The 24,679-nt window shown below is 68.9% G+C and carries 26 protein-coding genes and 1 riboswitch; of the genes, 17 read left to right on the top strand and 9 right to left on the bottom strand.

Annotated elements, in window-relative coordinates; genetic code table 11:
• Positions 1-19: 19 nt before the first annotated feature.
• A complete protein-coding gene (locus SK854_RS24010; RefSeq protein WP_319977337.1) occupies positions 20-682 on the top strand; it encodes a cell division protein FtsQ/DivIB in 663 nt (220 codons plus the stop codon).
• Between the two features lie 64 nt (positions 683-746).
• On the opposite strand, the gene SK854_RS24005 is transcribed toward SK854_RS24010, so the two are convergent.
• Positions 747-1,217, bottom strand: a complete 471-nt coding sequence (locus SK854_RS24005; protein WP_319977336.1) for a hypothetical protein — start codon at positions 1,215-1,217, stop codon at positions 747-749.
• Between the two features lie 159 nt (positions 1,218-1,376).
• A complete protein-coding gene (locus SK854_RS24000) occupies positions 1,377-1,502 on the bottom strand; it encodes a hypothetical protein (RefSeq protein WP_319977335.1) in 126 nt (41 codons plus the stop codon).
• Between the two features lie 94 nt (positions 1,503-1,596).
• Between SK854_RS24000 and crtI the strand changes: the two genes are divergently transcribed.
• Together crtI and SK854_RS23990 are read left to right on the top strand one after the other, a co-directional pair.
• Entirely contained in the window at positions 1,597-3,018 is a 1,422-nt protein-coding gene (crtI, locus tag SK854_RS23995; protein ID WP_319977333.1) for a phytoene desaturase family protein, read from the top strand.
• Positions 3,019-3,039: 21 nt separating this feature from the next.
• Complete coding sequence (locus SK854_RS23990) at positions 3,040-3,534, top strand: DinB family protein (RefSeq protein ID WP_319977332.1); 495 nt, start codon at positions 3,040-3,042, stop codon at positions 3,532-3,534.
• Here the strand turns inward: SK854_RS23990 and SK854_RS23985 are convergent.
• Positions 3,531-4,400 (bottom strand): RICIN domain-containing protein, encoded by an 870-nt coding sequence (locus tag SK854_RS23985; RefSeq protein WP_319977331.1) that lies wholly within the window; start codon positions 4,398-4,400, stop codon positions 3,531-3,533. The two genes, SK854_RS23990 and SK854_RS23985, sit on opposite strands and share 4 nt — an antisense overlap.
• Before the next feature lie 328 nt (positions 4,401-4,728).
• On the opposite strand from SK854_RS23985, the gene ftsZ reads away from it, so the two are divergent.
• From ftsZ to SK854_RS23950, 7 genes are all read left to right on the top strand, one after another.
• Positions 4,729-6,051, top strand: a complete 1,323-nt coding sequence (gene ftsZ / locus SK854_RS23980; RefSeq protein WP_319977330.1) for a cell division protein FtsZ — start codon at positions 4,729-4,731, stop codon at positions 6,049-6,051.
• Between the two features lie 813 nt (positions 6,052-6,864).
• Positions 6,865-7,569: a peptidoglycan editing factor PgeF gene (gene pgeF, locus SK854_RS23975; protein ID WP_319977329.1), complete on the top strand. Its 705-nt coding sequence runs from the start codon at positions 6,865-6,867 to the stop codon at positions 7,567-7,569.
• Positions 7,566-8,264: a YggS family pyridoxal phosphate-dependent enzyme gene (locus SK854_RS23970; protein ID WP_319977327.1), complete on the top strand. Its 699-nt coding sequence runs from the start codon at positions 7,566-7,568 to the stop codon at positions 8,262-8,264. The genes pgeF and SK854_RS23970 overlap by 4 nt, the downstream gene beginning before the upstream one ends.
• A 67-nt stretch (positions 8,265-8,331) precedes the next feature.
• On the top strand, positions 8,332-8,988 hold the full coding sequence (locus SK854_RS23965) for a cell division protein SepF (RefSeq protein ID WP_319977326.1): 657 nt from the start codon (positions 8,332-8,334) through the stop codon (positions 8,986-8,988).
• An 18-nt stretch (positions 8,989-9,006) separates the two neighbouring features.
• Positions 9,007-9,282, top strand: coding sequence for a YggT family protein (locus SK854_RS23960; RefSeq protein WP_319977848.1), 276 nt, complete (start codon positions 9,007-9,009; stop codon positions 9,280-9,282).
• A 48-nt stretch (positions 9,283-9,330) separates the two neighbouring features.
• Complete coding sequence (gene wag31, locus SK854_RS23955; RefSeq protein ID WP_093597422.1) at positions 9,331-10,146, top strand: DivIVA-like cell division protein Wag31; 816 nt, start codon at positions 9,331-9,333, stop codon at positions 10,144-10,146.
• 15 nt (positions 10,147-10,161) lie between these two features.
• Positions 10,162-10,647 (top strand): hypothetical protein, encoded by a 486-nt coding sequence (locus tag SK854_RS23950; RefSeq protein WP_319977325.1) that lies wholly within the window; start codon positions 10,162-10,164, stop codon positions 10,645-10,647.
• Positions 10,648-10,825: 178 nt separating this feature from the next.
• Here SK854_RS23950 and SK854_RS23945 read toward each other — a convergent pair whose 3' ends face one another.
• The 4 genes from SK854_RS23945 to SK854_RS23930 form a co-directional block, all read right to left on the bottom strand.
• Positions 10,826-11,287, bottom strand: coding sequence for a hypothetical protein (locus SK854_RS23945; protein WP_319977323.1), 462 nt, complete (start codon positions 11,285-11,287; stop codon positions 10,826-10,828).
• A 16-nt stretch (positions 11,288-11,303) separates the two neighbouring features.
• A complete protein-coding gene (locus SK854_RS23940) occupies positions 11,304-11,750 on the bottom strand; it encodes a hypothetical protein (RefSeq protein ID WP_319977322.1) in 447 nt (148 codons plus the stop codon).
• Between the two features lie 69 nt (positions 11,751-11,819).
• Entirely contained in the window at positions 11,820-12,974 is a 1,155-nt protein-coding gene (locus tag SK854_RS23935) for an AfsR/SARP family transcriptional regulator (RefSeq protein WP_319977321.1), read from the bottom strand.
• Positions 12,971-13,315, bottom strand: coding sequence for a DoxX family protein (locus SK854_RS23930; protein WP_319977320.1), 345 nt, complete (start codon positions 13,313-13,315; stop codon positions 12,971-12,973). The genes SK854_RS23935 and SK854_RS23930 overlap by 4 nt, the downstream gene beginning before the upstream one ends.
• 248 nt (positions 13,316-13,563) lie before the next feature.
• Here SK854_RS23930 and ileS point away from each other — a divergent pair, with 248 nt between their 5' ends.
• Complete coding sequence (gene ileS / locus SK854_RS23925) at positions 13,564-16,668, top strand: isoleucine--tRNA ligase (RefSeq protein ID WP_319977319.1); 3,105 nt, start codon at positions 13,564-13,566, stop codon at positions 16,666-16,668.
• A gap of 228 nt (positions 16,669-16,896) precedes the next feature.
• Positions 16,897-17,709, top strand: coding sequence for a hypothetical protein (locus SK854_RS23920; RefSeq protein WP_319977318.1), 813 nt, complete (start codon positions 16,897-16,899; stop codon positions 17,707-17,709).
• Here the strand turns inward: SK854_RS23920 and SK854_RS23915 are convergent.
• Positions 17,676-18,152 carry an SRPBCC family protein gene (locus SK854_RS23915; protein WP_319977317.1) on the bottom strand — a complete coding sequence of 159 codons (477 nt, stop codon included), beginning with the start codon at positions 18,150-18,152 and terminating at the stop codon, positions 17,676-17,678. The two genes, SK854_RS23920 and SK854_RS23915, sit on opposite strands and share 34 nt — an antisense overlap.
• 59 nt (positions 18,153-18,211) lie before the next feature.
• Here SK854_RS23915 and SK854_RS23910 point away from each other — a divergent pair, with 59 nt between their 5' ends.
• Positions 18,212-18,748, top strand: a complete 537-nt coding sequence (locus SK854_RS23910; RefSeq protein ID WP_319977316.1) for a TetR/AcrR family transcriptional regulator — start codon at positions 18,212-18,214, stop codon at positions 18,746-18,748.
• On the opposite strand, the gene SK854_RS23905 is transcribed toward SK854_RS23910, so the two are convergent.
• Positions 18,749-19,684: a M28 family metallopeptidase gene (locus tag SK854_RS23905; RefSeq protein ID WP_319977315.1), complete on the bottom strand. Its 936-nt coding sequence runs from the start codon at positions 19,682-19,684 to the stop codon at positions 18,749-18,751.
• 122 nt (positions 19,685-19,806) lie between these two features.
• Between SK854_RS23905 and SK854_RS23900 the strand changes: the two genes are divergently transcribed.
• The 4 genes from SK854_RS23900 (at position 19,807) to SK854_RS23885 (ending at position 24,646) form a co-directional block, all read left to right on the top strand.
• Entirely contained in the window at positions 19,807-21,285 is a 1,479-nt protein-coding gene (locus SK854_RS23900; protein ID WP_319977314.1) for a potassium/proton antiporter, read from the top strand.
• Positions 21,286-21,358: 73 nt separating this feature from the next.
• A riboswitch (SAM riboswitch) is annotated at positions 21,359-21,473 on the top strand.
• A gap of 37 nt (positions 21,474-21,510) precedes the next feature.
• Complete coding sequence (locus SK854_RS23895) at positions 21,511-22,842, top strand: aminotransferase class V-fold PLP-dependent enzyme (RefSeq protein WP_319977313.1); 1,332 nt, start codon at positions 21,511-21,513, stop codon at positions 22,840-22,842.
• Between the two features lie 23 nt (positions 22,843-22,865).
• Positions 22,866-23,660 carry a signal peptidase II gene (gene lspA / locus SK854_RS23890; protein ID WP_319977312.1) on the top strand — a complete coding sequence of 265 codons (795 nt, stop codon included), beginning with the start codon at positions 22,866-22,868 and terminating at the stop codon, positions 23,658-23,660.
• Between the two features lie 101 nt (positions 23,661-23,761).
• A complete protein-coding gene (locus tag SK854_RS23885; RefSeq protein WP_319977847.1) occupies positions 23,762-24,646 on the top strand; it encodes an RluA family pseudouridine synthase in 885 nt (294 codons plus the stop codon).
• The last annotated feature ends 33 nt before the right edge of the window (positions 24,647-24,679 follow it).

Here is a 24,679-nt window from a genome sequence, read left to right as displayed (position 1 = left end):
GTACCGGGCGCGGCGCAGGGTGATCCTGCGCCGCCGCCTGGTGGCGCTGCTGTCCGTGCTTTCCGTGCTGGCCTTGGTCTACTGCGTGTTCTTCACGCCGTTGCTGGGCGTCCGCCAGGTCGACGTCCGCGGCAACGTGGCGCTGACCGAGGACGAGGTCCGTGCCGTCGCGGGGATCGACTCCGGCTCCCCGTTGGTGCGCCTGGACCTCAAGGAGATCCACGACCGCGTGGCGGGCATCCCGCGCGTCGCCGCGGTCGAGGTCGAACGCCAGCTCCCCGGCACGGTCCGGTTGCTGATCACCGAACGCGCCCCGGTCGGCTCGGTGAAGCTGCCGGACGGCTTCCACCTGATCGACTCCACCGGCAAGGACTACGCGATCCTCCCGGCCGCCGCGCCGGGCGTGCCCGAACTGGTGCTGACCCTGCCCTCGTCCTCGGACCCGGCCACTCGCGCCGTGGTCGGGGTCGTGAACGGGCTGCCGGAGAAGCTGCGACCCGAGGTGGTGTCGGTGGCGGCGACGACCGGTGCCGACGTGAAGCTGACGCTCACGGGGGACCGCGTGGTGAAGTGGGGCAGCTCCGACGACACGGCTCGCAAGGGGGCTGTGCTGCTCGTGCTGCTCACACGGGAGGGCAAGACCTACGACGTGTCATCGCCTGACCTGGCCACGGTTTCCTAGGCCGCCTCCGGGGCCCTCGGGCGCGACCATCGCGGACGAGACTTGCAGGACACGGCCTAGCCTCTCAGCCGAGCGTCAGGTGGAAGCCTTCAGTCCTGGCTTCCTGTTGGCTCTTCCAGATCACACCGCGGTTGGCGTTGCCGATCTTCGCGCCGTAGAGCCGCTCTCCCTCGGGGATGCCGCTCACGGTGAACCTGAACGAGCAGCGGGCGCCTGCGCCGGTCTGCAGCGTGCCGACGCCGAGCACCTCGTTGTCCTGGTTGACGATCTCGACCTGGCCGCCGAGTGCGATGTCGGCGTAGCCGCCCGAACCGCAGCTGCCGTTCACGGTCATCGAGCCGCTGACCGTGAACGCGTTGGGTGAGGCCGAGGTGGACGGCGTGGCGGAGTTCGTGCCGGCGGAGCGCAGCAGGTCGGGACCGGTGGCCCTGCCCAGTCCGAAGCCGATTCCGCCCGCTGTCAGCGCCACCAGCGCGAAGCCGATCGCGAGCCACGGCGGCCGGCGTTTCGGTGGTGGCTCCGGTCCTACGGTCACTACTGGTGGAAATGGTTCCACTGCGGTCCTTCAGTTCGAGGTCGTGCTGTCAGCGCCGTGGTGCCGGCGGCCTTGACGGCGTCGGGAGCCGGCGCGGACGCCGGTGCGGGGACCGAGGATTCGGCTGGGAGCACAAGGGATTCTCCTGAGGATCGCGCGCTAGCCGTTCGGCTTCAGCCGCGCCATCGCTGCCCGTACGACGAGGCTGCCCAGCCTGCTCGTGACGAGTTCCAACACGATCGCCTCGATGACGAGCGAACGCACGGACGCGGGTGCGGGTGCCAAGACATGCCTCCTGGTGATGAACGACTAACGTGCTCATCGGACAGCCACTCGCGGTATTAGCCAGAATGATCGTTGTCACCCGAAGGAAGTACTCATGCCGGGCCACGTCGTGGTGGTGGGCGCCGGTCTCGCCGGACTGTCATCTGCGTTGCACCTGCGGGGAACCGGTCGCCGGGTCACCGTGCTCGAGAAGGCGGACGCACCGGGTGGCCGGGCCGGCACCGTTCGCGTCGGCGGGTTCACCGCGGACAGCGGGCCGACCGTGCTGACGATGCCCGAGTACCTGGAGGAGGCGTTCGATGCGGTGGGAGAGAGGCTTTCCGACTGGCTGACTCTCGACCGGGTCGATCCCGCCTATCGCGCCCGGTTCGCGGACGGGTCGGGCATCGCGGTGCACACCGATGCCGCCGCGATGGAGGACGAGGTCAGGACCGTCTGCGGCGCAAGGGAAGCGGCCGGGTACCGGGAGCTGCGGCGATGGCTCGGAGAGCTGTACTCGGCGCAGCGCGAGCACTTCATCGGCGCGAACTTCGACTCGCCGTTCGACCTGCTGCGGCCGGAGCTCGTGAAGCTCGCGACGCTGGGCGGGTTCGGGCGGCTGGAGCCGCGGTTGCGGCGGTTCTTGCGGGACGAACGGCTGATCAGACTCTTTTCGTTCCAGGCTTTGTACGCCGGTGTGCCGCCACAGCAGGCTCTCGCGGCGTACGCGGTCATCGCGTACATGGACACCATCGCGGGCGTGTACTACCCGCGTGGTGGGATGCACGCGGTGCCTCAGGCGTTGGCCGCTGCCGCGACGAAGCACGGTGCGGAGTTCCGTTACGGCGCAACGGTCACACGGCTGGAGTGGCGCGGTGCGCGTGTGGTGGCCGTGCACACCGCTGAGGAGCGCATCGAGTGTGACGCGGTGGTCTTGGCGTGTGAGCTGCCGGACGCCCATCGATTGCTCGGGAAGTCGCCGCAGAGGGCGCTGCCGCATCGATGGTCGCCATCTGCGGTGGTGCTGCACGCCGCGACGGACCGCACGTGGGACCTCGGACATCACAACATCCTGTTCGGGGCGGCGTGGCGGGGCACGTTCGACGAGATCGTCCACAAGGGACGGTTGATGTCCGATCCGTCGCTGCTCGTCACGCACGCGCAGGACGGGCTGCACTACGTGCTGGCGCCGTGCCCGAACCTCACGACCGGGCAGATCGACTGGGCGCGCGTCGGTCCCCGCTACCGCGACGAACTGGTGCGGACGCTGGAAGCGCGCGGGCTGGACGGCTTCGGCGCGGCGGTGCGGGACGAGGTGCTCGTGACGCCGGTGGACTGGGGCAACGCGGCGGGGACGCCGTTCGGGCTCGCGCACACCTTCGCGCAGACGGGACCGTTCCGGCCGCGCAACGTCGTGCGGGGCGCCGAGAACGTGGCGCTGGCGGGTGCGGGGACGACGCCGGGTGTCGGGGTGCCGCCGGTGCTGATCTCCGGACGGCTCGCGGCCCGGCGGATAAATGCGGTGCGGCCGCGTTGACGCTCATGCAGGCTGCGCCGCATGACACGCACCGCACCACCACTCGCCGCCGATGAGCGCGCGACGTACACGGCCCTGCTGGACTACCTGCGCGCCACGATCGAGCTGAAGGTCGAGGGCCTGGCCGACGGCGACGCGGCACGGGCGGTGCTGCCGTCGAAGCTCACGACGGCGGCCGGTGTGGTGAAGCACGTGCGGTGGGTCGAGCACCACTGGTTCGAGGTGGTGCTCGCGGGACGTGCGTCGCGGGCCCCGTACACGATGGAGGACCCCGACGCGGACTGGCGCGTGGAGGAGGGCGAGACCCTCGCCGGGTTCCTCGCGGACTACCGCGCGCAGTGCGCGGAGAGCCGGGAGGTCCTCGCCGGCCTGGAACTCGACGCCGAGGTGCCGTTCCGGGGCGACCGGACGGTCTCGGCCCGATGGGTGCTCGCGCACGTCATCGAGGAGACCGCCCGGCACGCCGGTCAGCTGGACGTCGTCAGGGAACTGCTGGACGGCACCGTCGGCGACTAGGCGACGCTGAGGGTCCAGCTCTCGTAGGTGTTGTAGGTGCCGCCGCGGGTGATGATCCACAGCTCCCGCCCGACCGGGGTGAGGTAGCGCTGGTCGGAGGACAGCCGGATGCGGAAGTCGCCGGTCCTGACCGGTTCGAACGTCCACAGCTGCTTGGCGTCGGCCGGGTCGCAGTCGAACTCGTAGGCGTTGGTGCCCCCGTGCTTCGCGGAGAGGCACTTGCCCGACGCGATGTTGCGCAGCATGGTGCTGCCGCCGGTCTCGATCCGCTGGAACTTCTGCTCGGGCACGTCCGCGCACGGCTGGTGGTAGACCGACGTGCTGTATCCCGTCGGCGTTACACAGCCGTAGCTGTCGTGAACACTCGCGATGCGGACGATCTGGCCAGTGGTGTCGACGGGCACCGTGGTGCCGGTCTGCCGCACCCGCCAGCGCTGGTGGTCGGTGTCGGCGAACTCCCAGGTCCACACACCTTCCGTGGTGTCGGCGTAGACCTGGCCGAACTTGATCCGCACCGTGTCCGCCACGTCCGGCACCAGTTCCGCGAACTGGGTCGTCTCCGCCTCGTCGTCGCAGACGTCGCTCCACAGTCCGAACGTCACGTCCAGGCAGGAGCGCGTGCCGAGGTTGCGCAGCAGAAATCTTTCGTCGCCCAGCTGGATCTGCTCGAAGCGCTGCCTCGGCGTGTCGTCGCAGGCGGCGAGTTCGTGCAGGCCGCCACCGGAGTCCGGCTGCAGGCACTGCCCGTGCGCGACACTGCTGATCTCGATGATCGGATTGCCTTCCGGCGCCGCACTCGCGGGTGCGACCGTCACTGCCCCCAGAGCGATCGCGGCCAGCGCGACGCTCAGCATCTTCATCCCCATCTACCGACAGTAGCGACGGGGACGCCTGGAAAGGTGTGGAAGTGACGTAGGGATGGGCGAGACGATCTCTCATTCGACGTCCGACTAGGCTTGCGGTGCGTCGTCCTCAGGATCGTGCGCAACTACTTGACGGCACGACCGGGGAGTAGTAGCGCACAGTGTTGGGACCCTACGGCGTGGCTGCTGGACCGACGCACCGTCGGTGCTTACCGTCCAGCAGGAACATATGGGGTTGACATAACTCTGAGCCTCGATGAGAGGTTGAGAGTTTCAATCCGGGTGCATCTCACCCAGCACAGCGCGGACCACGATCAGGAAGGCGGATCCGATGACGCCCCCGCACAACTATCTCGCGGTGATCAAGGTCGTCGGCATCGGTGGAGGCGGCGTCAACGCCGTCAACCGCATGATCGAGGTCGGGCTGAAGGGCGTCGAGTTCATCGCGGTGAACACCGACGCCCAGGCCTTGCTGATGTCTGATGCCGACGTCAAGCTCGACATCGGCCGCGAATTGACGCGTGGCCTCGGCGCGGGTGCGAACCCCGAGGTCGGGCACAAGGCCGCCGAAGACCACCGCGAGGAGATCGAGGAGGTCCTCAAGGGGGCCGACATGGTCTTCGTGACCGCCGGTGAGGGCGGCGGCACGGGCACCGGCGGCGCGCCCGTCGTGGCCTCGATCGCCCGCAAGCTCGGCGCACTGACCATCGGCGTGGTGACGCGCCCGTTCTCGTTCGAGGGCAAGCGCCGCGCCAAGCAGGCCGAAGACGGCATCCAGGCCCTGCGCAACGAGTGCGACACGCTCATCGTCATCCCCAACGACCGGCTGCTGCAGCTCGGCGACATCGGCGTCAGCCTGATGGACGCCTTCCGGTCCGCGGACGAGGTGCTCCTCTCCGGTGTCCAGGGCATCACCGACCTGATCACGACCCCCGGTCTGATCAACCTGGACTTCGCCGACGTCAAGTCGGTCATGTCCGGCGCGGGCTCGGCGTTGATGGGCATCGGCTCGGCCAGAGGAGAGGGCCGAGCGGTGCAGGCCGCCCAGAAGGCCATCAACTCGCCGCTGCTGGAAGCCTCGATGGAGGGCGCGCACGGCGTGCTGCTGTCGATCGCCGGTGGCTCCGACCTGGGCCTTTTCGAGATCAACGAGTCCGCGTCGCTGGTCCAGGAGGCCGCGCACCCGGACGCGAACATCATCTTCGGTACGGTCATCGACGACTCCCTGGGCGACGAGGTCCGGGTCACGGTGATCGCGGCCGGCTTCGACAGCGGCGGCCCCACGCACAAGAAGCTGGAGCCGACGGCGCTGTCCTCGCAGCCTCGGACCGCTACCGGGCCCATCGCCTCTGCTACCGCGGTGCCCACGCACGTGCAGCAGCCGGTGGCGCAGACTCCGCCGCCCGTGCAGGCGCCTCCGGTTCAGCAGCCGGTGCAGCACGTGCAGCAGGCGCAGCCCGAGGTTCGGCAGGCTCCGCCTGTGCAGCAGCCTCCGACCACCGTGCCGCCGCAGCCCTCGCCGGCTCAGGGGAACGGGTACGTGCCTTCTGTGCCTCGGTCGTTGTCTCCGAACGGGTCGCTGCCTTCTCGGCCTGTGCCGGTTACCGAGGACCCGGATGACGAGGTGGACGTGCCGCCGTTCATGCGGCGGTGATGTGCCGGCGCGGCTGCTGGGTGCGGCTGTGTCGGGTTGGGCCGGGGCGGATGCGGCCTTGTGACTTGTGGTGATGATCTTGTCGGACCCCCTGAGTAGCGTTTGGGCTCAGGGGGTCTTCCTGTTGGGGGGACGCCTGCGTCAGCTTGGTCTCCGTGTGGGTGGGGGCCTGGCGGGCGGCTTTGCGGTAGTCGGCTTGCCTGGGGCTTGCGTTGGGCTGGCGGGTCGCGACCAGGTGGGTGGTGGCCTTGCGGGCGGCGGGCTTGCGTTGGGGTGGCGGGCGGCGGGCTTGTATTGGGTTGGCGGGGTGCGACCGGGCGGGTGGTGACCTTGCGGGCGGCCAGCTTGCGTTGGCAGGCGGGTCGCGACCTTGCGGGTGGTCACCTTGCGGGCGGCGACCTTGCGTTGAGTGCTTCCCCTGGGGGCTCTGCCCCCAGACCCCCGGCAATCTGATCGGGGGGTGGCGCCGCGGGCGGGTTGATGGCACGCCTGTTGCTTTGGGCGGCCGCCGGTTGCTTAGAGAGTTGCGTTGGCGGTGGGGTCCCGTCCCAAGCCGCACCAGGAGCGGGCCACATCTGGAAGGGGAGGTCAAGTCGACGAAAAGCGTGTCGACTTGACCTCCCCTTCCAGATGCAGCAAGTGCTGTGGTGCGACTCGTGACGGGACCCCACCGCCGGGCCCGCTCGGTAAAGACGGCTCGCCTTCGGCATCGCGTTGAGGACGGCTCGCCTTCGGCCTCGTGGGTGGGTGCTGCCGGGGCGGCCTGGGGGCCGCTTGCCGGAGCGTGTCGGTGGTGCGAACTAGGGTGTGGGGGTGCGCATTCGTCGTGTTGTCACCACCCGCGCCGGTGGCGTGTCCAAGGGGTCCTACGAGTCGTTCAACCTCGGCGATCACGTCGGGGACGACGGGGAGGCGGTCGAGGCCAATCGTGCTCGGCTCGCGGAGGGCATTGGGCTTGCGCCCGACCGGTTGGTCTGGATGGAGCAGGTGCATGGGCGCACTGTTGCCACCGTGGACGGGCCGCAGGCCGAGCCGCTTGAGGCCACCGATGCCGTTGTGACGAAAAGGGCTGGTCTCGGGCTTGTCGTGTTGACGGCTGACTGCGTGCCGGTGTTGCTCGGCGATCAGGAGGCCGGGGTCGTCGGGGCGGTGCACGCCGGGCGGGTCGGGGCTCGGGTCGGGGTTGTTGTGGAGGCTCTCAAGGCGATGATGGCGCTGGGGGCCGAGCTTGAGCGCATCGAGGTTCTGCTGGGGCCCTCGGTGTGCGGTGAGTGTTACGAGGTGCCCGCGGACATGCAGCGGGACGTCGAGAAGCACTTGCCTGGTAGTGCGTCCAAGTCGCGGAAGGGTACGCCCGCGCTGGATCTTCGGGCCGGGTTGTGGAACCAGCTCGGGAGTGCCGGGGTCGGGAAGATCGGGGTCGACCCGCGGTGCACGTTCGAGGAGAAGGACCTGTTCAGTCATCGGCGGCAGGCGCCTACCGGGAGGCTTGCGTCGGTCATCTGGATCGAGCCGTGAACCGGGCCGAGGAGCTGAAGGAGAACCTCGCCGAGGTCGAGGAACGCATCGCCAAGGCCTGTGAGGCGGCGGGGCGAGACCGGGACGAGGTGATGTTGCTCGCGGTGACGAAAACCTGGCCCGCGAGCGATGTGGAGATCCTTTACGGGCTCGGGTTGCGGCACTTCGCGGAAAATCGCGATCAGGAGGCCGCCGTGAAGGTCGGCCAATTGAGACATCTCGAAGAAGCCCGTTGGCACATGGTCGGGCGATTGCAGCGCAACAAAGCGAAGTCCGTCGTCGAGTGGGCCGATCAGGTCGACTCGGTGGACAGCGTCCGGCTGGCGGAGGCGTTGGCCAAGGCGGCGCACGCGAAAGGCAAGACGCTCGACGTGTTGCTGCAGGTCAGCATCGACGGGGACACGTCGCGCGGTGGGGTTGCTGTTGCGGATGTGGCGGAACTGGCTGGCGTGATCACTCGTTCGGGTGATCTTATTCTCCGAGGTGCGATGACTGTCGCGCCCCGGACGATGAACCCATCGCAGGCGTTTCAGGCGTTGGTTTCGGTGGTATCAGGCCTACGTGATCATCATCCCACTGCCATCGGAGTGTCAGCGGGAATGAGCGGTGACCTGGAAGATGCCATCTCGCACGGATCGACCTGTGTGCGTGTCGGAACGGCGTTGCTCGGCGGCCGGCGACTAACCTCGCCGTAGGTTGTCGGGAACCTCGGGACCGTCCGCACCGTCCCTAAGAGTGGGGAACCGCCGAGGAGGGGCTGGAATGAGCGCTTTGCACAAGCTGAAGGCCTACTTCGGGATGGTCCCCGCCGAGTACGCAGACGACCCCGGCTACGACGACGACCGCGGCCGCTACGGCGACTACCGGTCCGAGTACGCGGCCGAGGCCGACGACTACGACCCATACCCGCGGCGCAACCGCGTGTTCACGCCGGGCCGGTCGGAGCTCCAGGGCTCCGGATACCGGGCCGACATCGACGAGTCGGACGACTACGAGCCGGAGTCGCGGCGCGGGGGCAGCCCCTCGAGCACGCGACGCTGGAGTGCCGATGCACCCGTGCACGGCGCACTCGCTGTCGAGCCGCAGCGCGAGCCCGTGAGCAGGCTGCGTCCCGTTGCCGAGCCGGCAACAAGCAACCCGTTGGCGCGCATCACCACGCTTCACCCCCGTACCTACAGCGAGGCGCGCACTATCGGGGAGCACTACCGCGACGGCACACCGGTGATCTTGAACCTGACCGACATGGACGACGCGGACGCGAAGCGTCTCGTCGACTTCTCGGCCGGACTCGCGTTCGCTCTGCGCGGGTCCATGGACAAGATCACCAGCAGGGTGTTCCTTCTCTCACCGCCGAACGTTGACGTCACGGCGGAGGACCGCAGGAAGCTGGCGGAGGGTGGGTTCGGGAACCACGGTTAGAGTTGACCCGTGGACCCGATCCGTCTCGTCATCTTCTACGTCCTGTTCGCGTTCTCCCTGTTCCTGACCGCGCGTGTCGTGGTCGAGATGGTGAGGACGTTCGCGAGGGAATGGCGCCCAGCGGGCGGCGTAGCCGTGACGCTTGAGACCGTGTACACGGTCACCGACCCACCGGTCCGTTGGCTCCGTCGGGTGATCCCGACTGTGCGGATCGGGGGCGTCGGGCTGGACCTATCGATTATTGTGCTGTGGCTAGTCGTTATCATTCTGATGCGATTCGCAGATCCCAGGTGACGGGGAACCGTGGGATGACCGCAGCCCAGGAGTGCGAGAGGTGATCCGATGCCGTTGACCCCCGCTGACGTGCACAATGTTGCATTCAGCAAGCCGCCGATTGGCAAGCGGGGCTACAACGAGGACGAGGTGGACGCGTTCCTCGACCTGGTTGAGGGCGAGCTCGCCCGCTTGATCGAGGAGAACAACGACCTCCGTCAGCAGGTCGAGCAGCTCGACCAGCAGCTTGAGACGTCGCGCGCCGACCTCGACGACGCGCGTGCCAAGGCTTCTTCCAGCCCCATGACGACCCGTATGCCGGTCGAGGAGCCGCGCCGCCTGGCGCCGGTCCCGCCGCCTTCGGTCATGGAGCAGACGTCCCCCGGTGGTGGCGGAGACCACCACGTGCAGGCCGCGAAGGTCCTGGGTCTCGCCCAGGAGATGGCGGACCGGCTGACGGGCGAGGCGAAGGCCGAAGCGGACGGCATGCTGTCCGAGGCCCGCACGAAGTCCGAGCAGCTGCTGTCCGAGGCCCGCGCCAAGGCCGACACGATGGTCAACGAGGCACGCACGCGTGCCGAGACCATGCTCAACGACGCGCGGACGCGTTCGGAGACTCTGGAGCGGCAGGCCCGTGAGAAGGCCACCGCGCTGGACCGTGACGCGCAGCGCAAGCACGCCGAGGTGATGGGCAACATCACCCAGGAGAAGAACACGCTCGAGAAGCAGATCGACAAGCTGCAGACGTTCGAGCGCGAGTACCGCACGCGACTGAAGACGATGCTCGAGTCGTCCCTGCGCGACCTCCAGGACCGCGGCCCGGCCGCTCCGTCCGAGGGTCGTTCCCAGGGCTACTCGTTCGGCGCACGCGCTGAAGCGGGCTGAACTACTGTTCGCTAGGTGCTCTTCGTAGTTCTACTTCTGGTGCTGGCAGCCCTCGGGTTGCTCGTTCCTGCGCTGGCCACGTCCAACACGATCTGGGCGTGGTCGTCCGTGGGCGCGAGCGTGCTCGCCGCCCTGGTCCTTGCTTGGGACTGGTGGCGACGGCGACCGGGGGACCCCGCTGCCGACGCGCAGAGTGTAGATCAACAAGCTGTAGCTGATGATCAACGGGTAGTGGTGCCGGCGGAAGCCGACACGCCGCCCGCTGACGAGGAACCACTGGAAGAGGACACCGACGCGGCGGACCTGCTCGTCGTGGCCGATCTGGTGGACGAGGTCCGGGTGCTGGACGAGCGGCCCCGGTATCACCTGAGCTCGTGCTCCTGGCTTGCCGGGAGGCCCACTCTGGGCCTCCCGGTGCAGGAGGCACGGCAGTTGCAGTTCACGCCTTGCGCCCACTGCACCCCTGACGCGGTGCTGGTGCGCAGGAGCCGTACCGCCTGATTTCGTTCGTTTCGCGGACGAACCGTGCGGTCTGGCGGCACGAACGAGCCATGAGGCTGAGAGCCCTTGGCCGTCGTTTCCGCATTCGTCTTCACCGGGCAGCCCCCGTGGGGTTCTGCTCACGCCCGGCACCGGCGAGTCGTGTTCCGCAGACGGAACACGACCGCCCCTCCCGGCGTCAGCGCCGGTAGCTGACCTTCGCGCGGAACGTGCTGTCCGGCTTGTCCCGGTAGTGGTGCTCGATCGCGCCGTCGAACTCCGAGATCAGGCCCTCGTCGTTGTACGCGATGTGCTCGACGTCGAAGTCACCGGCGTTGTCGTACCAGCCGAAGCCGTGGTTCACGACCAGGACCTTCTGATCCTCGAAGTGGCCCTCGGTGATGCGCTGCCCGTCGTGGCGGTACAACCTGATCTCGAGGAACTCCTGCTCGTCCGGGGACTCGCCCTTGATCCGGATCAGGTTGTCCTCCTCCGGGGCCTCGCGCACGGAGAACAGCCCCGGTGGCGTCCAGGTGCCGGAGCGGCCCTCGGTGGGCCACGCGCCCGCGTCGGAGTCCCAGACGAGGGAGCCGGTCGCGGCCGAAGCCGGTGCGGCGGTTGCGAGCAGTAATGCTGTGGTGGTCAGAACAGCGCGAATCATGGTTCCCCCCAGGATGTCAGCGGTTGAAGTCGACCCGTGCCCGGAACGCGTTGAAGGGCTGGTCTCCGCAGGTGTGCGTGATCGACGCCGCGAACACGTCGGTCCACCCGTCGGCGTTGTACTCGACGCGGTCGACGGTGAAGTCGGCCGTGTCGTCGGTGCAGACGAAGCCGTCGCCGAAGACCCTGACCTGCTCGTCGTGGTACGAGCCGGCGGTGATCAGCTGTCCGTCGTGCCGTTTCAGCTCGACGAGGACGTAGTCCTCCAGGCCGTTGTGCTCGGCGTGGATCCTGATCGTGTTGTCGGACCGGCGCAGCCCGACCCGGATCTCCTCGGCGGGAGCCGACCAGTTCGCGGACCGGCCGCGGATCGGCCAAGCGTTGGCTTCGGCCTCGAAGGAGAACTCCTGCACCGGAGCGACGACGGTGGTGCTCAGCAAAGCGGCGAGTGCCAGAACTTTCACGTGATCCCCCAATCACCTCGTCGAGAAGTCTGGGGGAGGCGCCGCTCAGCGCACCATGAGTGCTTCTACTCAGAGCACGACCGGGCGCGCGCCGTGGGCCGTGACGAGGCCCGGCAGGCGTTCGCGGCTCGTCACGACGACACGGCACCGCGGGGTGCCCGGTAGCAGCGGCACGACCTGGGCGGTGTCGGCGGCGTTGTCGAGCACGATCAGCATTCTCCGGTCGGCCAGCAACGTGCGGTAGAGCGCTGTCTGCGCGTGAGGTTCCGGTGGGATGCCGTCGGGACTGGTGCCCAGCGCGGTGATGAACTCGCGGACGACGTCGGCCGGATCGGAACCGTTGAGGTCCACGAACAACTGGCCGTCCGGGTAGTCGGCGGCGTGTTCGTGCGCCCAGTGCAACGCGAGCCGCGTCTTTCCCGTGCCGGCCGGACCGGTGATCGTGACGATCGGCCCGGCCAGGTCGAGGGCCGCGAGCTCGGCCGTCATGCCGGCGAAATCCGTTGGGGCGGCGGGAAGCTGGCGTGGACTCCATTGTGGACGTTGGATCAACGACGCGTGCAGGTCGCGCAACGCGGGACCGGGGTCGAGGCCCAGTTCGTCCGCGAGCCGGTCGCGGAGCTGCGAGTAGTGGGCGAGCGCCTCGGGGCGTTGGCCGGCGCCGATCAACGCGCGCATCAGCTGGCTCGCGAGCCGTTCGTCGAGCGGGCGTTCGGACGTGCGGGCGGTCAACTCGGCGACCAGCGAGAGGTGCTCGCCCGCGGCCAGGCGCGCGTCGGTGCGGTCGAGTTCGGCGGCGGTGATCTCGCCTGCCAATGTCTCGCGCAGACCGGCGAACCACGTGCCGTGCAGGCCTGCGAACGGTTCGCCGCGCACGAGCGCCATGGCCTCGTCGGGACGGCCGAGCACGACGAGAGAGCGGAACCGGTGCAGGTCGATGGACGCGGGGTCGGTCTCCAGCACGTACCCGCCGGAGCGGCGGACGATCGGGGTGCCGTCGAGCGCGGTCCGCAGCCGGGACATGTAGCTGTAGAGCGCGGCCTTGGCCTGTCGCGGCGGCGCGTCGTCCCACACCCGTGCCAGCAGCTTGTCGACGCCGACGACCTGGTTGACGTCGACCAGCAGCACCGCCAGCACGCTCAGCTGGCGGGCGTGGCCGACGTCGACGAGGTCGGGGCCGAGCCGGATCTCAGGTGCGCCGAGGACGCGGAACTCGTGCCTCACCGGTCCAGGAACAGCAACATGATCAGCAACGCCAGCAGCGCCAGGTCCACGACCACACCGGACGGCTTCGAGTCGTACCTCAGCCGGGTGATCGTGGCGCCGACCATCAGCAGCCCGAGCCCGACGGTGGCGGCGTGCGCCACCCACTCCCACGTGACCAGGCCGACGACCAGGCCCGCCGCACCGGCCCACTCCAGCACGCCGATGGTGCGCCACAGCGCCGGGTTCATCCGGAAGTGGTCGCGGGCCTCGAGTGACGCCTTCGCCCCGAACAGCTTGCCCGCGCCTGTCGCCACGAACAGCAGGGCCAGCACGATCGACAACGCGATGGTCAACGTCATCGCGCGAGCATACGGTTTGCGCCTGCGGTTACTCTGTAACTCACAGGCACCGATCCGGCCATCACCGGGGAGCCTCCGGAAGAACGGGTGCGCGAGCACCTCAGTAGAACCGGACGGGACCGGCCCGTCACAGCCGAAGAACGAGAGGCTCACCCCCAAGGTGAGCAAGCGGGGTGGTACCGCGGCAGGCCGAGCCACATCGGCGTGTCGTCCTCGCGTGTCGCATCTGACCGCGAGGAGCAGTGAAGATGGCCTACCCCAGGGCCGGAGCGAACGAGGTCCCGGCGCAGCCGTCCTTTCCGAACCTCGAGCAGGACGTGCTCGGGTACTGGAAGGACGACGAGACCTTCCAGGCGAGCATCGACCGCAACCCGGTGGGCGAGAGCGGCGAGAACGAGTTCGTCTTCTACGACGGCCCGCCGTTCGCCAACGGCCTGCCGCACTACGGGCACCTGCTGACCGGCTACGTCAAGGACGTCGTGCCGCGCTACCAGACGATGCGCGGCAAGCACGTCGAGCGCCGGTTCGGCTGGGACACGCACGGCATGCCGGCCGAGTACGAGGCCGAGAAGCAGCTGGGCATCACGCAGAAGCACGAGATCGACGAGCTCGGCATCGAGAAGTTCAACGAGGCGTGCCGCACGTCCGTGCTGCAGTACACGGACCAGTGGCGCGAGTACGTGACGCGGCAGGCTCGCTGGGTCGACTTCGACAACGACTACAAGACGCTCGACCTCGACTACATGGAAAGCGTCATGTGGGCGTTCAAGGCCTTGTGGGACAAGGGCTTGATCTACGAGGGCTTCCGGGTGCTCTGGTACTGCTGGCGTTGCCAGACGCCGTTGTCCAACACCGAGACCAAGATGGACGACGCCTACCGGGACCGGCAGGACCCCGCCGTCACGGTCGCGCTGCGCCTCGAGTCCGGCGAGAAGGCCCTGGTCTGGACGACCACGCCGTGGACGCTGCCGAGCAACCTGGCCGCCGCCGTGCACCCGGACGTCGACTACGTGACCGTGGTCGGTTCCGACGGCGACAAGTACCTGCTGGCCGAGGCCCGTGTCGCGGCCTACGCGCGTGAGCTCGGCGAGGAGCCCGAGGTCGTCGCCCGCTACAAGGGGTCGGACCTGGTCGGCAAGAAGTACCTGCCGCCGTTCGACTTCTTCGTGGGCCGCGAGAACGCGCACCAGGTCCTGACGGCCGACTACGTGACCACCGACGACGGCACGGGCATCGTCCACATCGCACCGGCGTTCGGTGAGGACGACAAGGTCGTGACGGACGCGGCGGGCATCGAGGTCGTCGTGCCGGTCGGGCCGGACGGCAAGTTCACCGCGGAGGTGGCGCCGTACCAGGGCGTGCACGTCTTCGAGGCGAACAAGCTGATCATCCGCGACCTCAAGGACGCGGGCCTGCTGCTGCGCCACGAGACCTACGACCACCCGTACCCGCACTGCTGGCGGTGTGCGAACCCGCTGATCCAGCGCGCGCTGTCGGCGTGGTTCGTCGCGGTCACGCAGTTCAAGGACCGGATGGTCGAGCTCAACCAGCAGATCAACTGGGTGCCGGGCCACATCAAGGACGGCCAGTTCGGCAAGTGGCTCGAGAACGCGCGCGACTGGAACATCTCGCGCAACCGGTACTGGGGCTCGCCGCTGCCCGTGTGGACCTCGGACAACCCCGAGTTCCCGCGCACGGACGTGTACGGGTCGCTGGACGAGCTGGAGCGCGACTTCGGCGTGCGTCCGGACAACCTGCACCGGCCGTTCATCGACGAGCTCACGCGGCCGAACCCGGACGACCCGAGCGGTCAGTCCGTCATGCGGCGCATCCCGGACGTGCTCGACTGCTGGTTCGAGTCGGGCTCGATGTCGTTCGCGCAGGTGCACTACCCGTTCGAGAACGCGGCGTGGTTCGAGAACCACTACCCCGGCGACTTCATCGTCGAGTACAACGGGCAGACGCGCGGCTGGTTCTACACGCTGCACGTGCTCGCGACGGCGTTGTTCGACCGGCCCGCGTTCCGCGACTGCGTGGCGCACGGCATCGTGCTCGGTGACGACGGCCAGAAGATGTCCAAGTCGCTGAAGAACTACCCGAGCGTCAACGAGGTCTTCGACCGCGACGGCTCCGACGCCATGCGCTGGTTCCTCATGGCGTCGCCGATCCTGCGCGGTGGCGACCTCGTGGTGACCGAGCGCGGCATCAGGGACGCGGTGCGCCAGGCGGTGCTGCCGTTGTGGAACTCCTGGTACTTCCTCGCGTTGTACTCCAACGCTTCCGGGAAGGAGGGCACGTGGCGCGTCGACTCGAAGAACGTGCTCGACCGGTACGCGTTGGCGAAGACGCACGACCTGGTGCGCGACGTCCAGGCGGCGATGGACGTCTACGACATCTCCGGTGCGTGCCAGCTGGTGCGCGAGTACCTGGAGGTGCTGACGAACTGGTACGTGCGGCGGTCGCGGCAGCGGTTCTGGGACGGTGACCAGGACGCGATCGACACCCTGCACACCGTGCTGGAGATCGTGACGCGCGTGACGGCGCCGTTGCTGCCTTACACGACCGAGGTCGTGTGGCGCGGGCTGACCGGTGGCCGTTCGGTACACCTGACGGACTTCCCGTCGGTCGAGGACGTGCCGGCGGACGACGCGCTGGTGGCGGCGATGGACGAGGTGCGGGACGTCTGCTCGACGGCGTTGTCGCTGCGCAAGGCGAACAAGCTGCGCGTGCGGCTTCCGCTGGCGCGCCTGACGGTCGCGTCGCCGGTGGCGGGCTCGCTGGAGGACTTCGCCGAGATCGTGCGCGACGAGGTCAACGTCAAGGAGGTGTCGCTGTCCACGGACGTCGACGCCTACGGGCAGTTCCAGCTGGTCGTCAACGCGCGGGCCGCCGGTCCGCGGCTCGGGCCGAACGTGCAGAAGGTCATCAAGGCCGTCAAGGCCGGCGACTGGTCCGAAGCGGACGGAAAGATCGTCGCCGCCGGTGTCGAGCTGTTCGAGGGCGAGTACGAACAGCGCCTGGTGGCAACGGATCCCGCCGCCACGGCCGCTCTGCCGGGCGGTGCCGGTGTCGTCGTGCTCGACACGGTGCTGTCGCCGGAACTGGAGGCCGAGGGCGTCGCGCGTGACCTGGTTCGCGTCGTGCAGCAGGCGCGCAAGGACGCTCAGCTCGACGTGTCCGACCGGATCACGCTGACGCTGGAGCTTCCGGACGCGGTGCGTTCCGCCGTGGAGCCGCACCTGGAGTTCGTGCGGTCGGAGACGCTGACGACCTCGGTGGTGTTCGGCGAGGGCTCTTCTGAGGGCACGGTCGGCGACGGCGCCAAGGTGAAGGTCGCGGTCGCGAAGGCGTAGGTACGGGCCACATGGCGGCGTGTGGTGGGTTCGCCCACCGCACGCCGCCTTTTTGGATGCAACATCTCGTGTCGAGGAGGACACCTCCAGCTGAACGGTCGATCTCTTCGGGAGGGGTGGCACGTGGTTGCTGGGGGATGGCGCCTGACGGCAGGCGCCGCGGTGTTGGTGACGAGTGCGTTGGTCGCACCCGCCACCGCGCGGGCGGACACGGGGTGCGATTGGTGGATGAAGCGTTTGCCGATTCCGGCCGGTCAGCACTCGGTGGGCCCGCTCGCCGGTGAGGGCGACTGGCTGGCTTCCGGCGGGGGCACGTCGGTCGTGATCTGGCACCGGGAGGTCGCCAGGACGGTCGAGTTCCCCGTGTCCAGGTCCACCCCGGACATCAACCGGCACGGTGTGCTGATCAGCGCTGGTGAGGACGGTGTGTGGCGTGGTGAGGAGAAGCTCGGCGAGTTGCCCGGTGAGCCGTCGACGGTGCGCTCGATCAACGCGGACGGCGACGTCGCCGGCGCTTCCGGCGGGGCGTTGGTGGTCTGGCCGGCCGGGTCTGCCTCTCCGATGCCGCTCGAAGGCACCGACGACGGGCGGTTCTGGCAGGTCTCGGGGATGGACGACGCCGGGAACGTCGTCGCCGCCACGAGTGCGGACGGGGTCCGGCAGGGCTACGTCTGGGGCTCGGAGGGCGAGCGCGTTGAACTCCAGCCGTTGGCGGGGCACCACGAGGTCTCTCCGACGTTGATCCGGGACGGCCGCGTCTACGGGTGGTCGGCGGAGAGGGGCGGGGAGTGGGCGACCACGTCGGTCGAGTGGAACCTGCGGGGCGAGGTCGTCCGCACCATGGAACTCGGCCCCGTGTTCGACGTCAACGACGCCGGTGACGAGTTGCTGTCCTGGAGCGGGGCCGTGCGACGCGCCGACGGCCGTGTCGACCGCTGGTCCTACCCCTTCACCATGGCCTTCCCGAGCGTGCTCGCCGAGAACGGCGACCTGTACGGCGGGCAGTACTACGAGGGGCCCGCCAAGCTGTTCTGCCGCTGACGCCTCATCACCGCGCCGATCACCCGCCGCACCAGCCGGACCCAGGGCGACCACCTGGCCGGTGCGGCGGGCTCGCGTCCCGCCGCGCGCTCGAAGTTGTCGAACAGGTCCTCCAGGCACGCGTCGTGCAGCCAGCGGACCACCAGCGCCCAGCGCAGTCGTGCGGCCAGGTCGAAGTCGCCGATCAGCTCGTGCCGGATGACGGTGCCCGACGCCGAGAGCGTGTGCGTGCCCGAGACCTCGGTGAACTCGAAGGTGATCGACTCACCTGGCTTGAACTCCGTGCAGCGGTAGCGGATCGGGCCGTGGCCGCCGTCCGCCCCGACACCCAGCGGGCGGTCGAACTCCTGCTTGCCCCACGCGGGCGGCCAGAGCTCCTGGACGCGGTCGACGAACGGGCCCGCGGGCACGCCGAGGTCGCGGGTGTGGACGTTCCTGATCATGAGGATCCCTTTCCATACGCTGCCGTATGTTCCTGAAACGTACGGTAGCGTATGGAAGCGTGGTGCGGCGGAATCGCGATGACTGGACTGAGATAGCGCTGAGAGCGTTGGCCGACGGCGGGCTCCAAGCCGTCGCGATCGAACCGCTGGCCGCGCAGGCGGGGGCCACGAAAGGCAGCGTCTACCACCACTTCCCGAACCGCGAGGCGTTGCTGAAGGCGACGGTCGAGCGGTGGGAGCGGGAGCACACCGAGAAGGTCATCGAGCTGGTCGAGGCGGAGAAGTCACCGCGGGACAAGCTCAGGACGTTGTTCGGCACGGTGCTCGACCGCGGCCGCAAGGGTTCGGTGGAGATGGCGTTGCAGGCGGGCGCCGAGAACGAGGTGATCGCGCCGGTCCTGCGGCGCGTCACGGAGAAACGCCTGAACTACCTGACCGAGCTGTTCGAGCAGCTCGGGTTCGACCACGATCACGCGAAGAAGCGCGCGCTCATCGCGTTCAGCCTCTACCTCGGTCAGGCGCAGATGTGGGCGACCCTGCCCGGCCTCGTCGAACCGGTGCTCGACGAGGCCGTGCAGGTGCTCACCGCGAAATGATCAGGCCGCGGTGTTCCACAACGCGTAGGCGATCACGTCCGCGTTGCGGTCGAGAGCCGTCGCGTTGATGTTCGACGTGGTGTCGCAGGAGCGGTGGTAGCAACGGTCGAAGGCCTGACCGGCCGTGCCACCCCACTTCGCCGCCTGTGCCGAGGTCTTGGTCTGCTCGGCGCCGGTGAAGGTGCCGCCGGTCGGGATGTTCGCCCGCGCGAACGCCGCGTGGTCGGAGCGGCCGCCGACGTTGGTGAGTTCGGTCTGGACGCCGATCGAGGTGAAGCCCGCCTGCAGTCGCTGCTGCAGCGCCACCGAACCGGTGGGCTGGCCGTCGGCGCCGTTGTAGACGAAGTAGCCGGGGTTCGGCGAGCCGGTCATGTCGAAGTTCAGGTACGCCTTGATCCTCGACTTCTCGGTGGTGGACAGGGAGTTCACGTAGGCCGTCGAGCCGCGCAGCCCGAGCTCCTCCGCGCCCCACCAGCCGAACCGCACGTGCTTGGTCGGCTGGAAGTTGGTCGCCTTCATCTGGAGGGCGACCTCCAGGATCGACGCGGAACCCGTGCCGTTGTCGTTGATGCCGGGGCCCGCCGTGACGCTGTCGAGGTGACCGCCCAGCATGACGACGTTGTTCGCGTCGCCGCCGGGGTAGTCCGCGATCAGGTTGTAGCCGGTGGCGCCGCCGTAGGTGAACGACTGCACGCGCGTCGTGAAGCCGGCCGCGTCGAGCTTGCTCTTGACCCAGTTGATCGAGGCCAGGTACCCCGGTCGTCCGTGAGCGCGGTTGCCGCCGTTGGCGCTCGCGATCGACTGGAACTGGTTCAGGTGTGCTTGGACGTTCGCGACGCTGATGTTCGGTGCTGCCAGAGCCGCGGGGGCGGCCGCTTGCGCTGTGGTTGCTCCGGTCACCATCAAGGCGGCCGCCAGCGCGATCAGGATCCTCATGGTTCAACTCCGTGCAGGGTTAGGGATTGAGCCACAGATCAACATGCTCCACCGCGCATGAGCCCGCTAGATGCGATCGTCGGATTCGTCGGAATCGATGGTGATCAACCAGAATGGTCCAGGTGGGTGACGTCACGGTCGTTCTGGGCGTCGGCGCGGCCGTACTGCTGATCTCCGTGATCGCGGTGCGGGTGTCGACTCGGCTCGGGCTGCCCTCACTCCTGCTGTACCTCGGCATCGGCGTGCTGCTGGGCGAGGCCGCGTTCGGCATCAAGTTCGACGACGCCGACCTGACGCAGTCCCTCGGCATCGCGGCACTCGTGCTGATCCTGACCGAGGGCGGCATCACGACCCGCTGGAACGCGGTGAAGTCCTCGCTGTGGCTGGGCGTCGCACTGTCCACAGTGGCCGTTGTGGTGAGCGTGGCGGTGACCGGGACGGCGTTGCACTTCCTGCTGGGCCTCGACTGGCGGATGGCGTTGCTGTGGGGCGCGGTGCTGTCGTCCACCGACGCGGCCGCCGTGTTCAGCGTCCTGCGCTCGTTAGGTGTCGGGCCGCGGCTCACGGGCGCGCTCGAACTGGAATCGGGCCTCAACGACGCGCCGGTCTACATCGCCGTCGTGCTGCTGGCCTCGTCGGACGCGATCTCGTGGACCGCGCCGCTGCTGGTGATCTACGAACTGGGCGTGGGCGCGCTCATCGGCGTCGCTCTCGGCTATCTCGGCGGAGCCGGGCTCAGACGCGCGGCACTGCCCTCCACCGGTCTGTACCCGCTCGCCACGGTGGCGGTGTGCGTGATGGCCTACACGGCCGGCGACCTCGCGCACGCCTCCGGATTCCTCGCCACCTACGTCGCCGCGCTGGTCCTGGGCAACGCCCGCCTGCCGCACCGCGCCGACACCCTCTCGTTCGCCGAAGGTCTCGGCTGGCTCGCCCAGATCGGGCTCTTCGTGCTGCTCGGCCTCTACGCCTCGCCGTCGAGGCTGCTCGACGTGCTGTTCCCCGCCCTGGTCGCGGGCGTGGTGCTGACGTTCGTGGGCCGGCCGCTGTCGGTGTTCCTCGCCTCGCTGCCGTTCAAGGTGCCGTGGCGGGAACAGGTCTTCCTGTCCTGGTCGGGGCTGCGCGGCGCGGTGCCGATCGTGTTCGCGCTGATCCCGCTGATCCAGGGGGTCGAGGGCGCGCGCGAACTGGTCGACGTGGTGTTCGTGCTGGTCATCGTGCTGACGGTGGTGCAGGGCACGACACTGCCGTTCCTCGCCCGGCGCCTCGGGCTGGTGAAGGCGGGGGAGGCGCAGGAGGTCCAGGTCGACTCCTCGCCGCTCGACGAGCTGGGCGCCGAACTGCTGCAGGTGCACATCCAGCGCGGGTCGAAGCTGCACGGCGTCTACATGACCGAACTGCGGCTGCCGATCGGCGCCACGGTGAGCCTCGTGGTGCGCTCGGGAAAGAGTTTCACGCCACAACCGACGACCCGGCTGCAGACGGACGATCAGTTGCTCATCGTCACCACCGAGGAAGCGCGCGATGCCGCTGAGCGGCGCGTACGTGCCGTCGACCGCGCCGGTCGCTACGCACGGTGGAAGGGCGAGTCCGGCGATTAGTCGGTCACCGATGCTTCTCAGCATCTGAATCAGGTGTCGACGGGCGCGGCAGCCTCCGCTAACGTCGTCGGCAGGTCATGAGAGCCAGCGTCAAGCCCAAGCTTGCTGGCCGGCAACCCTCCAACCGCGGTGGGGTGCCCTTGGTGAGGACCTGGTCCGGCGCGTGGGGCGCCGGTCAAGCGCGGGCCTTCGCTGGACGGGGCCCCTGGCCTCGGAGGCAGCTCGATGACGCTCGCGATCACCCCTGGAACCACCACCGCCGTTCCGGCTGTCGTCGGCGCTGACCTGCGGGTTCCGCTCGTCACCGGAGAGCGCGTCACCTACGCCAACCTCGACCACGCCGCCTCGGCGCCCTGTCTGCAGGAGGTGCGCGACGCCGTCGACGAGCTGCTGCCCTGGTACGCCAGCGTGCACCGCGGCGCCGGGTTCGCCTCGCAGGTCTCGACCCGCGTCTACGAGCAGGCCCGCGACCGCATCCGCCGTTTCGTCGGGGCGCACTCCTCCGACACCGTCGTCTTCACCCGCAACACCACCGATTCGCTGAACCTGTTGGCGCGCAGCGTTCCCAAGAACACCGCCGTCGTCCTGTTCGACAGCGAGCACCACGCGGCCCTGCTGCCGTGGAGGGGCCCCAACGTTCAGCGTGTTCCCGCACCGTCTTCGTCTGGCGCCGCAGTGGTCGCGCTGGACCGGGCGTTGGCCGCCGCCCCGGTCGGCCCTCGGCTCGTGATCGTCACCGGGGCGTCCAACGTCACGGGGGAGCTGTGGCCGGTCGCCGCGCTCGCGAAGGTCGCCCGCCGGCACGGCGCGCGGATCGCGCTCGACGCGGCCCAGCTCGCCCCGCACCGTCCGATCAACGCCCGTGAGCTGGGCGTCGACTACATCGCGTTCTCGGGCCACAAGATCTACGCGCCGTTCGGCGCGGGCGTGTTGGTCGGCCGCGCGGACTGGCTGCAGCAGGCCCAGCCGTACCTGGTCGGCGGCGGTGCGACCTCGAAGGTGACCGACCACGGCGACCGTCTCGGGGTGGCCTGGTCCGCCGTGCCCGAGCGGCACGAGGCCGGCAGCCCGAACGTCGTCGGCGTGCACGCGCTGGCCGCGGCCTGCGAGATCCTGTCGCGGCACTGGGAGCAGACCGTCGCGCACGAGCAGGAACTGCTGACGCGCCTGCAGAACGGCCTGCGCACGATCCCCGGCCTCCGCGAGCTCGCGATCCTGACCGACGCCGACAAGGTGGGCGTCGTGAGCTTCACGATCTCCGGCTTCGACGCGGGCTTCCTCGCGGCGGCGCTGTCCGCCGAGTACGGCATCGGCGTGCGTGACGGAGCGTTCTGCGCGCACGTGATCGTGGGTCGGCTGGTCAAGCAGGCCGGAGCGCACGAGGAACGCGCCGTGCGCGCGTCGATCGGCCTCGGTACGACGCCCGAGCACGTGGACCGTTTGGTCGCGGCGCTGCGCACTCTCGTCACCGAGGGTCCGAAGTGGACCTACGCGCAGCGCGACGGCCGCTGGGTTCCGCAGGACGACAACCGAACCCTGCCGCCGTTCCTCGCGTAGTCCCTGTAGTGGACAATGACCTGGTGAGTGACGAGGCCAAGGCCGCGGAGAAAGCTGCCGAGAAGGCTGCCGGGAAGGTCGCTGACAAGCCGGAGGAAGCGCAGGTCAGCGATCCGGAGACGGTCGCGACGCCCGCGATCGTCGTCGAGGAGCCGGCCGCGGGGAAGGCCGAGGAGAAACCGGAGGAGTCCCCCGCGAAGGCGGAGGAGGACGACGACGAGTTCTCGATCTCCGGTTCGATCTCCGGCTCGTTGCCGGAGCCGCGGACGAAGATCCTCGCGCTCCTGGCGGTCGGTGTGCTGGCCCTGGACGTGCTCACCAAGGTCGTGTCCGTGGCGTTCCTCGAGGGCGCCGACCCGATCAAGCTCTTCGGCGGCGTGCTCTACCTGACGTTCGTCCGCAACCCCGGAGCCGCGTTCGGCCTGGCCGAGGGGCAGACGTGGATCCTCGCGCTGATCGCGCTGGGCGTCGCCGGGTTCATCCTCTGGATCTCGCGCAACCTCCGCTCGCAGGGCTGGGCCGTCGGCCTCGGCCTGGTGCTGGGCGGCGCCGTCGGCAACCTCGCCGACCGCCTGTTCCGCGAGCCGGGCCCGATGCGCGGCCACGTCGTGGACTTCCTGTCGCTGTTCGACCCGTACGGCCAGGTGTGGCCGGTGTTCAACGTCGCGGACATGGCGATCGTCGGCGGTGGCGCCACGGTCATCGTGCTGGCGCTGCTGCGGCACGACTACGACGGGACCGTCCACAAGGACGAGCCCGCGCTCGTCGTGGAGCCCACGCCCACGGTGGAGTCCGACGGTGCGGCGGAGCCGAAGTAGCTGCTCCTGGTAGATTTAGCAGGTTCTGCAAGGAGAAGAAGGTCGAGGCACCCCGCGTGAGCGGATACCGAACGCTGCCGATTCCCGACGGTCTGGACGGCATGCGCGTCGACGCCGGCCTCGCGAAGTTGCTCGGCCTGTCCCGCACCGTCGTCGCGGCCATCGTCGACTCCGACGAGGTGCTGGTCGACGGCCGGGTGGTCGGCAAGTCCGACCGGCTCATGGCCGGGTCGACGCTGGAGATCACGCTGCCCGCGCCGCCGCAGCCGGTCACCGTTCAGGCGGTCCCCGTCGAGGGCATGGTCATCATCCACGAGGACGACGACATCATCGTCATCGACAAGCCCGTCGGTGTCGCCGTGCACCCGTCGCCGGGCTGGACCGGGCCGACCGTCGTCGGTGGGTTGCTCGCCTCCGGCCACCGCGTCGCCACGTCCGGCGCCGCCGAGCGCCAGGGCGTCGTGCACCGGCTCGACGTCGGCACGACCGGCGTGATGGTGGTCGCGAAGTCCGAGTCCGCGTACTCCGCTCTGAAGCACGCCTTCAAAGAGCGGACCGTCGACAAGGTCTACCACGCGATCGTGCAGGGCCACCCGGACCCGATCAAGGGCACCATCGACGCGCCGATCGACCGTCACCCCAAGCACGACTACAAGTTCGCCGTGATGCAGGACGGCAAGCCGTCCATCACGCATTACGAGGTGATGGAGGCGTTCCGCGCCGCTTCTCTCGTCGAGGTGCACCTGGAAACCGGGCGCACGCACCAGATTCGTGTGCACTTCTCGGCGCTGCACCACCCGTGCGTCGGCGACTTGACCTACGGCGCCGACCCGACGCTGTCCAAGCGGCTCGGCGTCACGAGGCAGTGGCTGCACGCGCGCCAGCTCGGCTTCCACCACCCGGCAGACGGCCAGTGGGTCTCGTTCACGTCCGAGTACCCGGACGACCTGTCCGCGGCGTTGGAAAAGCTGCGCGAAGAAGGCTAATTGCGTTTGGGTAAATCACCGGTTGATGACATT

It is taken from the genome of Lentzea sokolovensis, from assembly GCF_033949975.1.
GTDB lineage: Bacteria > Actinomycetota > Actinomycetes > Mycobacteriales > Pseudonocardiaceae > Lentzea > Lentzea sokolovensis.
This window is presented reverse-complemented; position numbering and strand designations above follow the sequence as displayed.

Bases quoted from the DNA above. Each gene is read 5' to 3' on its own strand.
- crtI (WP_319977333.1), top strand. From the start codon at position 1,597: ATGCCGGGCCACGTCGTGGTGGTGGGCGCCGGTCTCGCCGGACTGTCA.
- SK854_RS23990 (WP_319977332.1), top strand. From the start codon at position 3,040: ATGACACGCACCGCACCACCACTCGCCGCCGATGAGCGCGCGACGTAC.
- SK854_RS23985 (WP_319977331.1), bottom strand. From the start codon at position 4,400: ATGGGGATGAAGATGCTGAGCGTCGCGCTGGCCGCGATCGCTCTGGGG.
- ftsZ (WP_319977330.1), top strand. From the start codon at position 4,729: ATGACGCCCCCGCACAACTATCTCGCGGTGATCAAGGTCGTCGGCATC.
- SK854_RS23965 (WP_319977326.1), top strand. From the start codon at position 8,332: ATGAGCGCTTTGCACAAGCTGAAGGCCTACTTCGGGATGGTCCCCGCC.
- wag31 (WP_093597422.1), top strand. From the start codon at position 9,331: ATGCCGTTGACCCCCGCTGACGTGCACAATGTTGCATTCAGCAAGCCG.
- SK854_RS23945 (WP_319977323.1), bottom strand. From the start codon at position 11,287: ATGATTCGCGCTGTTCTGACCACCACAGCATTACTGCTCGCAACCGCC.
- SK854_RS23930 (WP_319977320.1), bottom strand. From the start codon at position 13,315: ATGACGTTGACCATCGCGTTGTCGATCGTGCTGGCCCTGCTGTTCGTG.
- ileS (WP_319977319.1), top strand. From the start codon at position 13,564: ATGGCCTACCCCAGGGCCGGAGCGAACGAGGTCCCGGCGCAGCCGTCC.
- SK854_RS23920 (WP_319977318.1), top strand. From the start codon at position 16,897: ATGAAGCGTTTGCCGATTCCGGCCGGTCAGCACTCGGTGGGCCCGCTC.
- SK854_RS23915 (WP_319977317.1), bottom strand. From the start codon at position 18,152: ATGATCAGGAACGTCCACACCCGCGACCTCGGCGTGCCCGCGGGCCCG.
- SK854_RS23905 (WP_319977315.1), bottom strand. From the start codon at position 19,684: ATGAGGATCCTGATCGCGCTGGCGGCCGCCTTGATGGTGACCGGAGCA.
- SK854_RS23895 (WP_319977313.1), top strand. From the start codon at position 21,511: ATGACGCTCGCGATCACCCCTGGAACCACCACCGCCGTTCCGGCTGTC.
- SK854_RS23885 (WP_319977847.1), top strand. From the start codon at position 23,762: ATGCGCGTCGACGCCGGCCTCGCGAAGTTGCTCGGCCTGTCCCGCACC.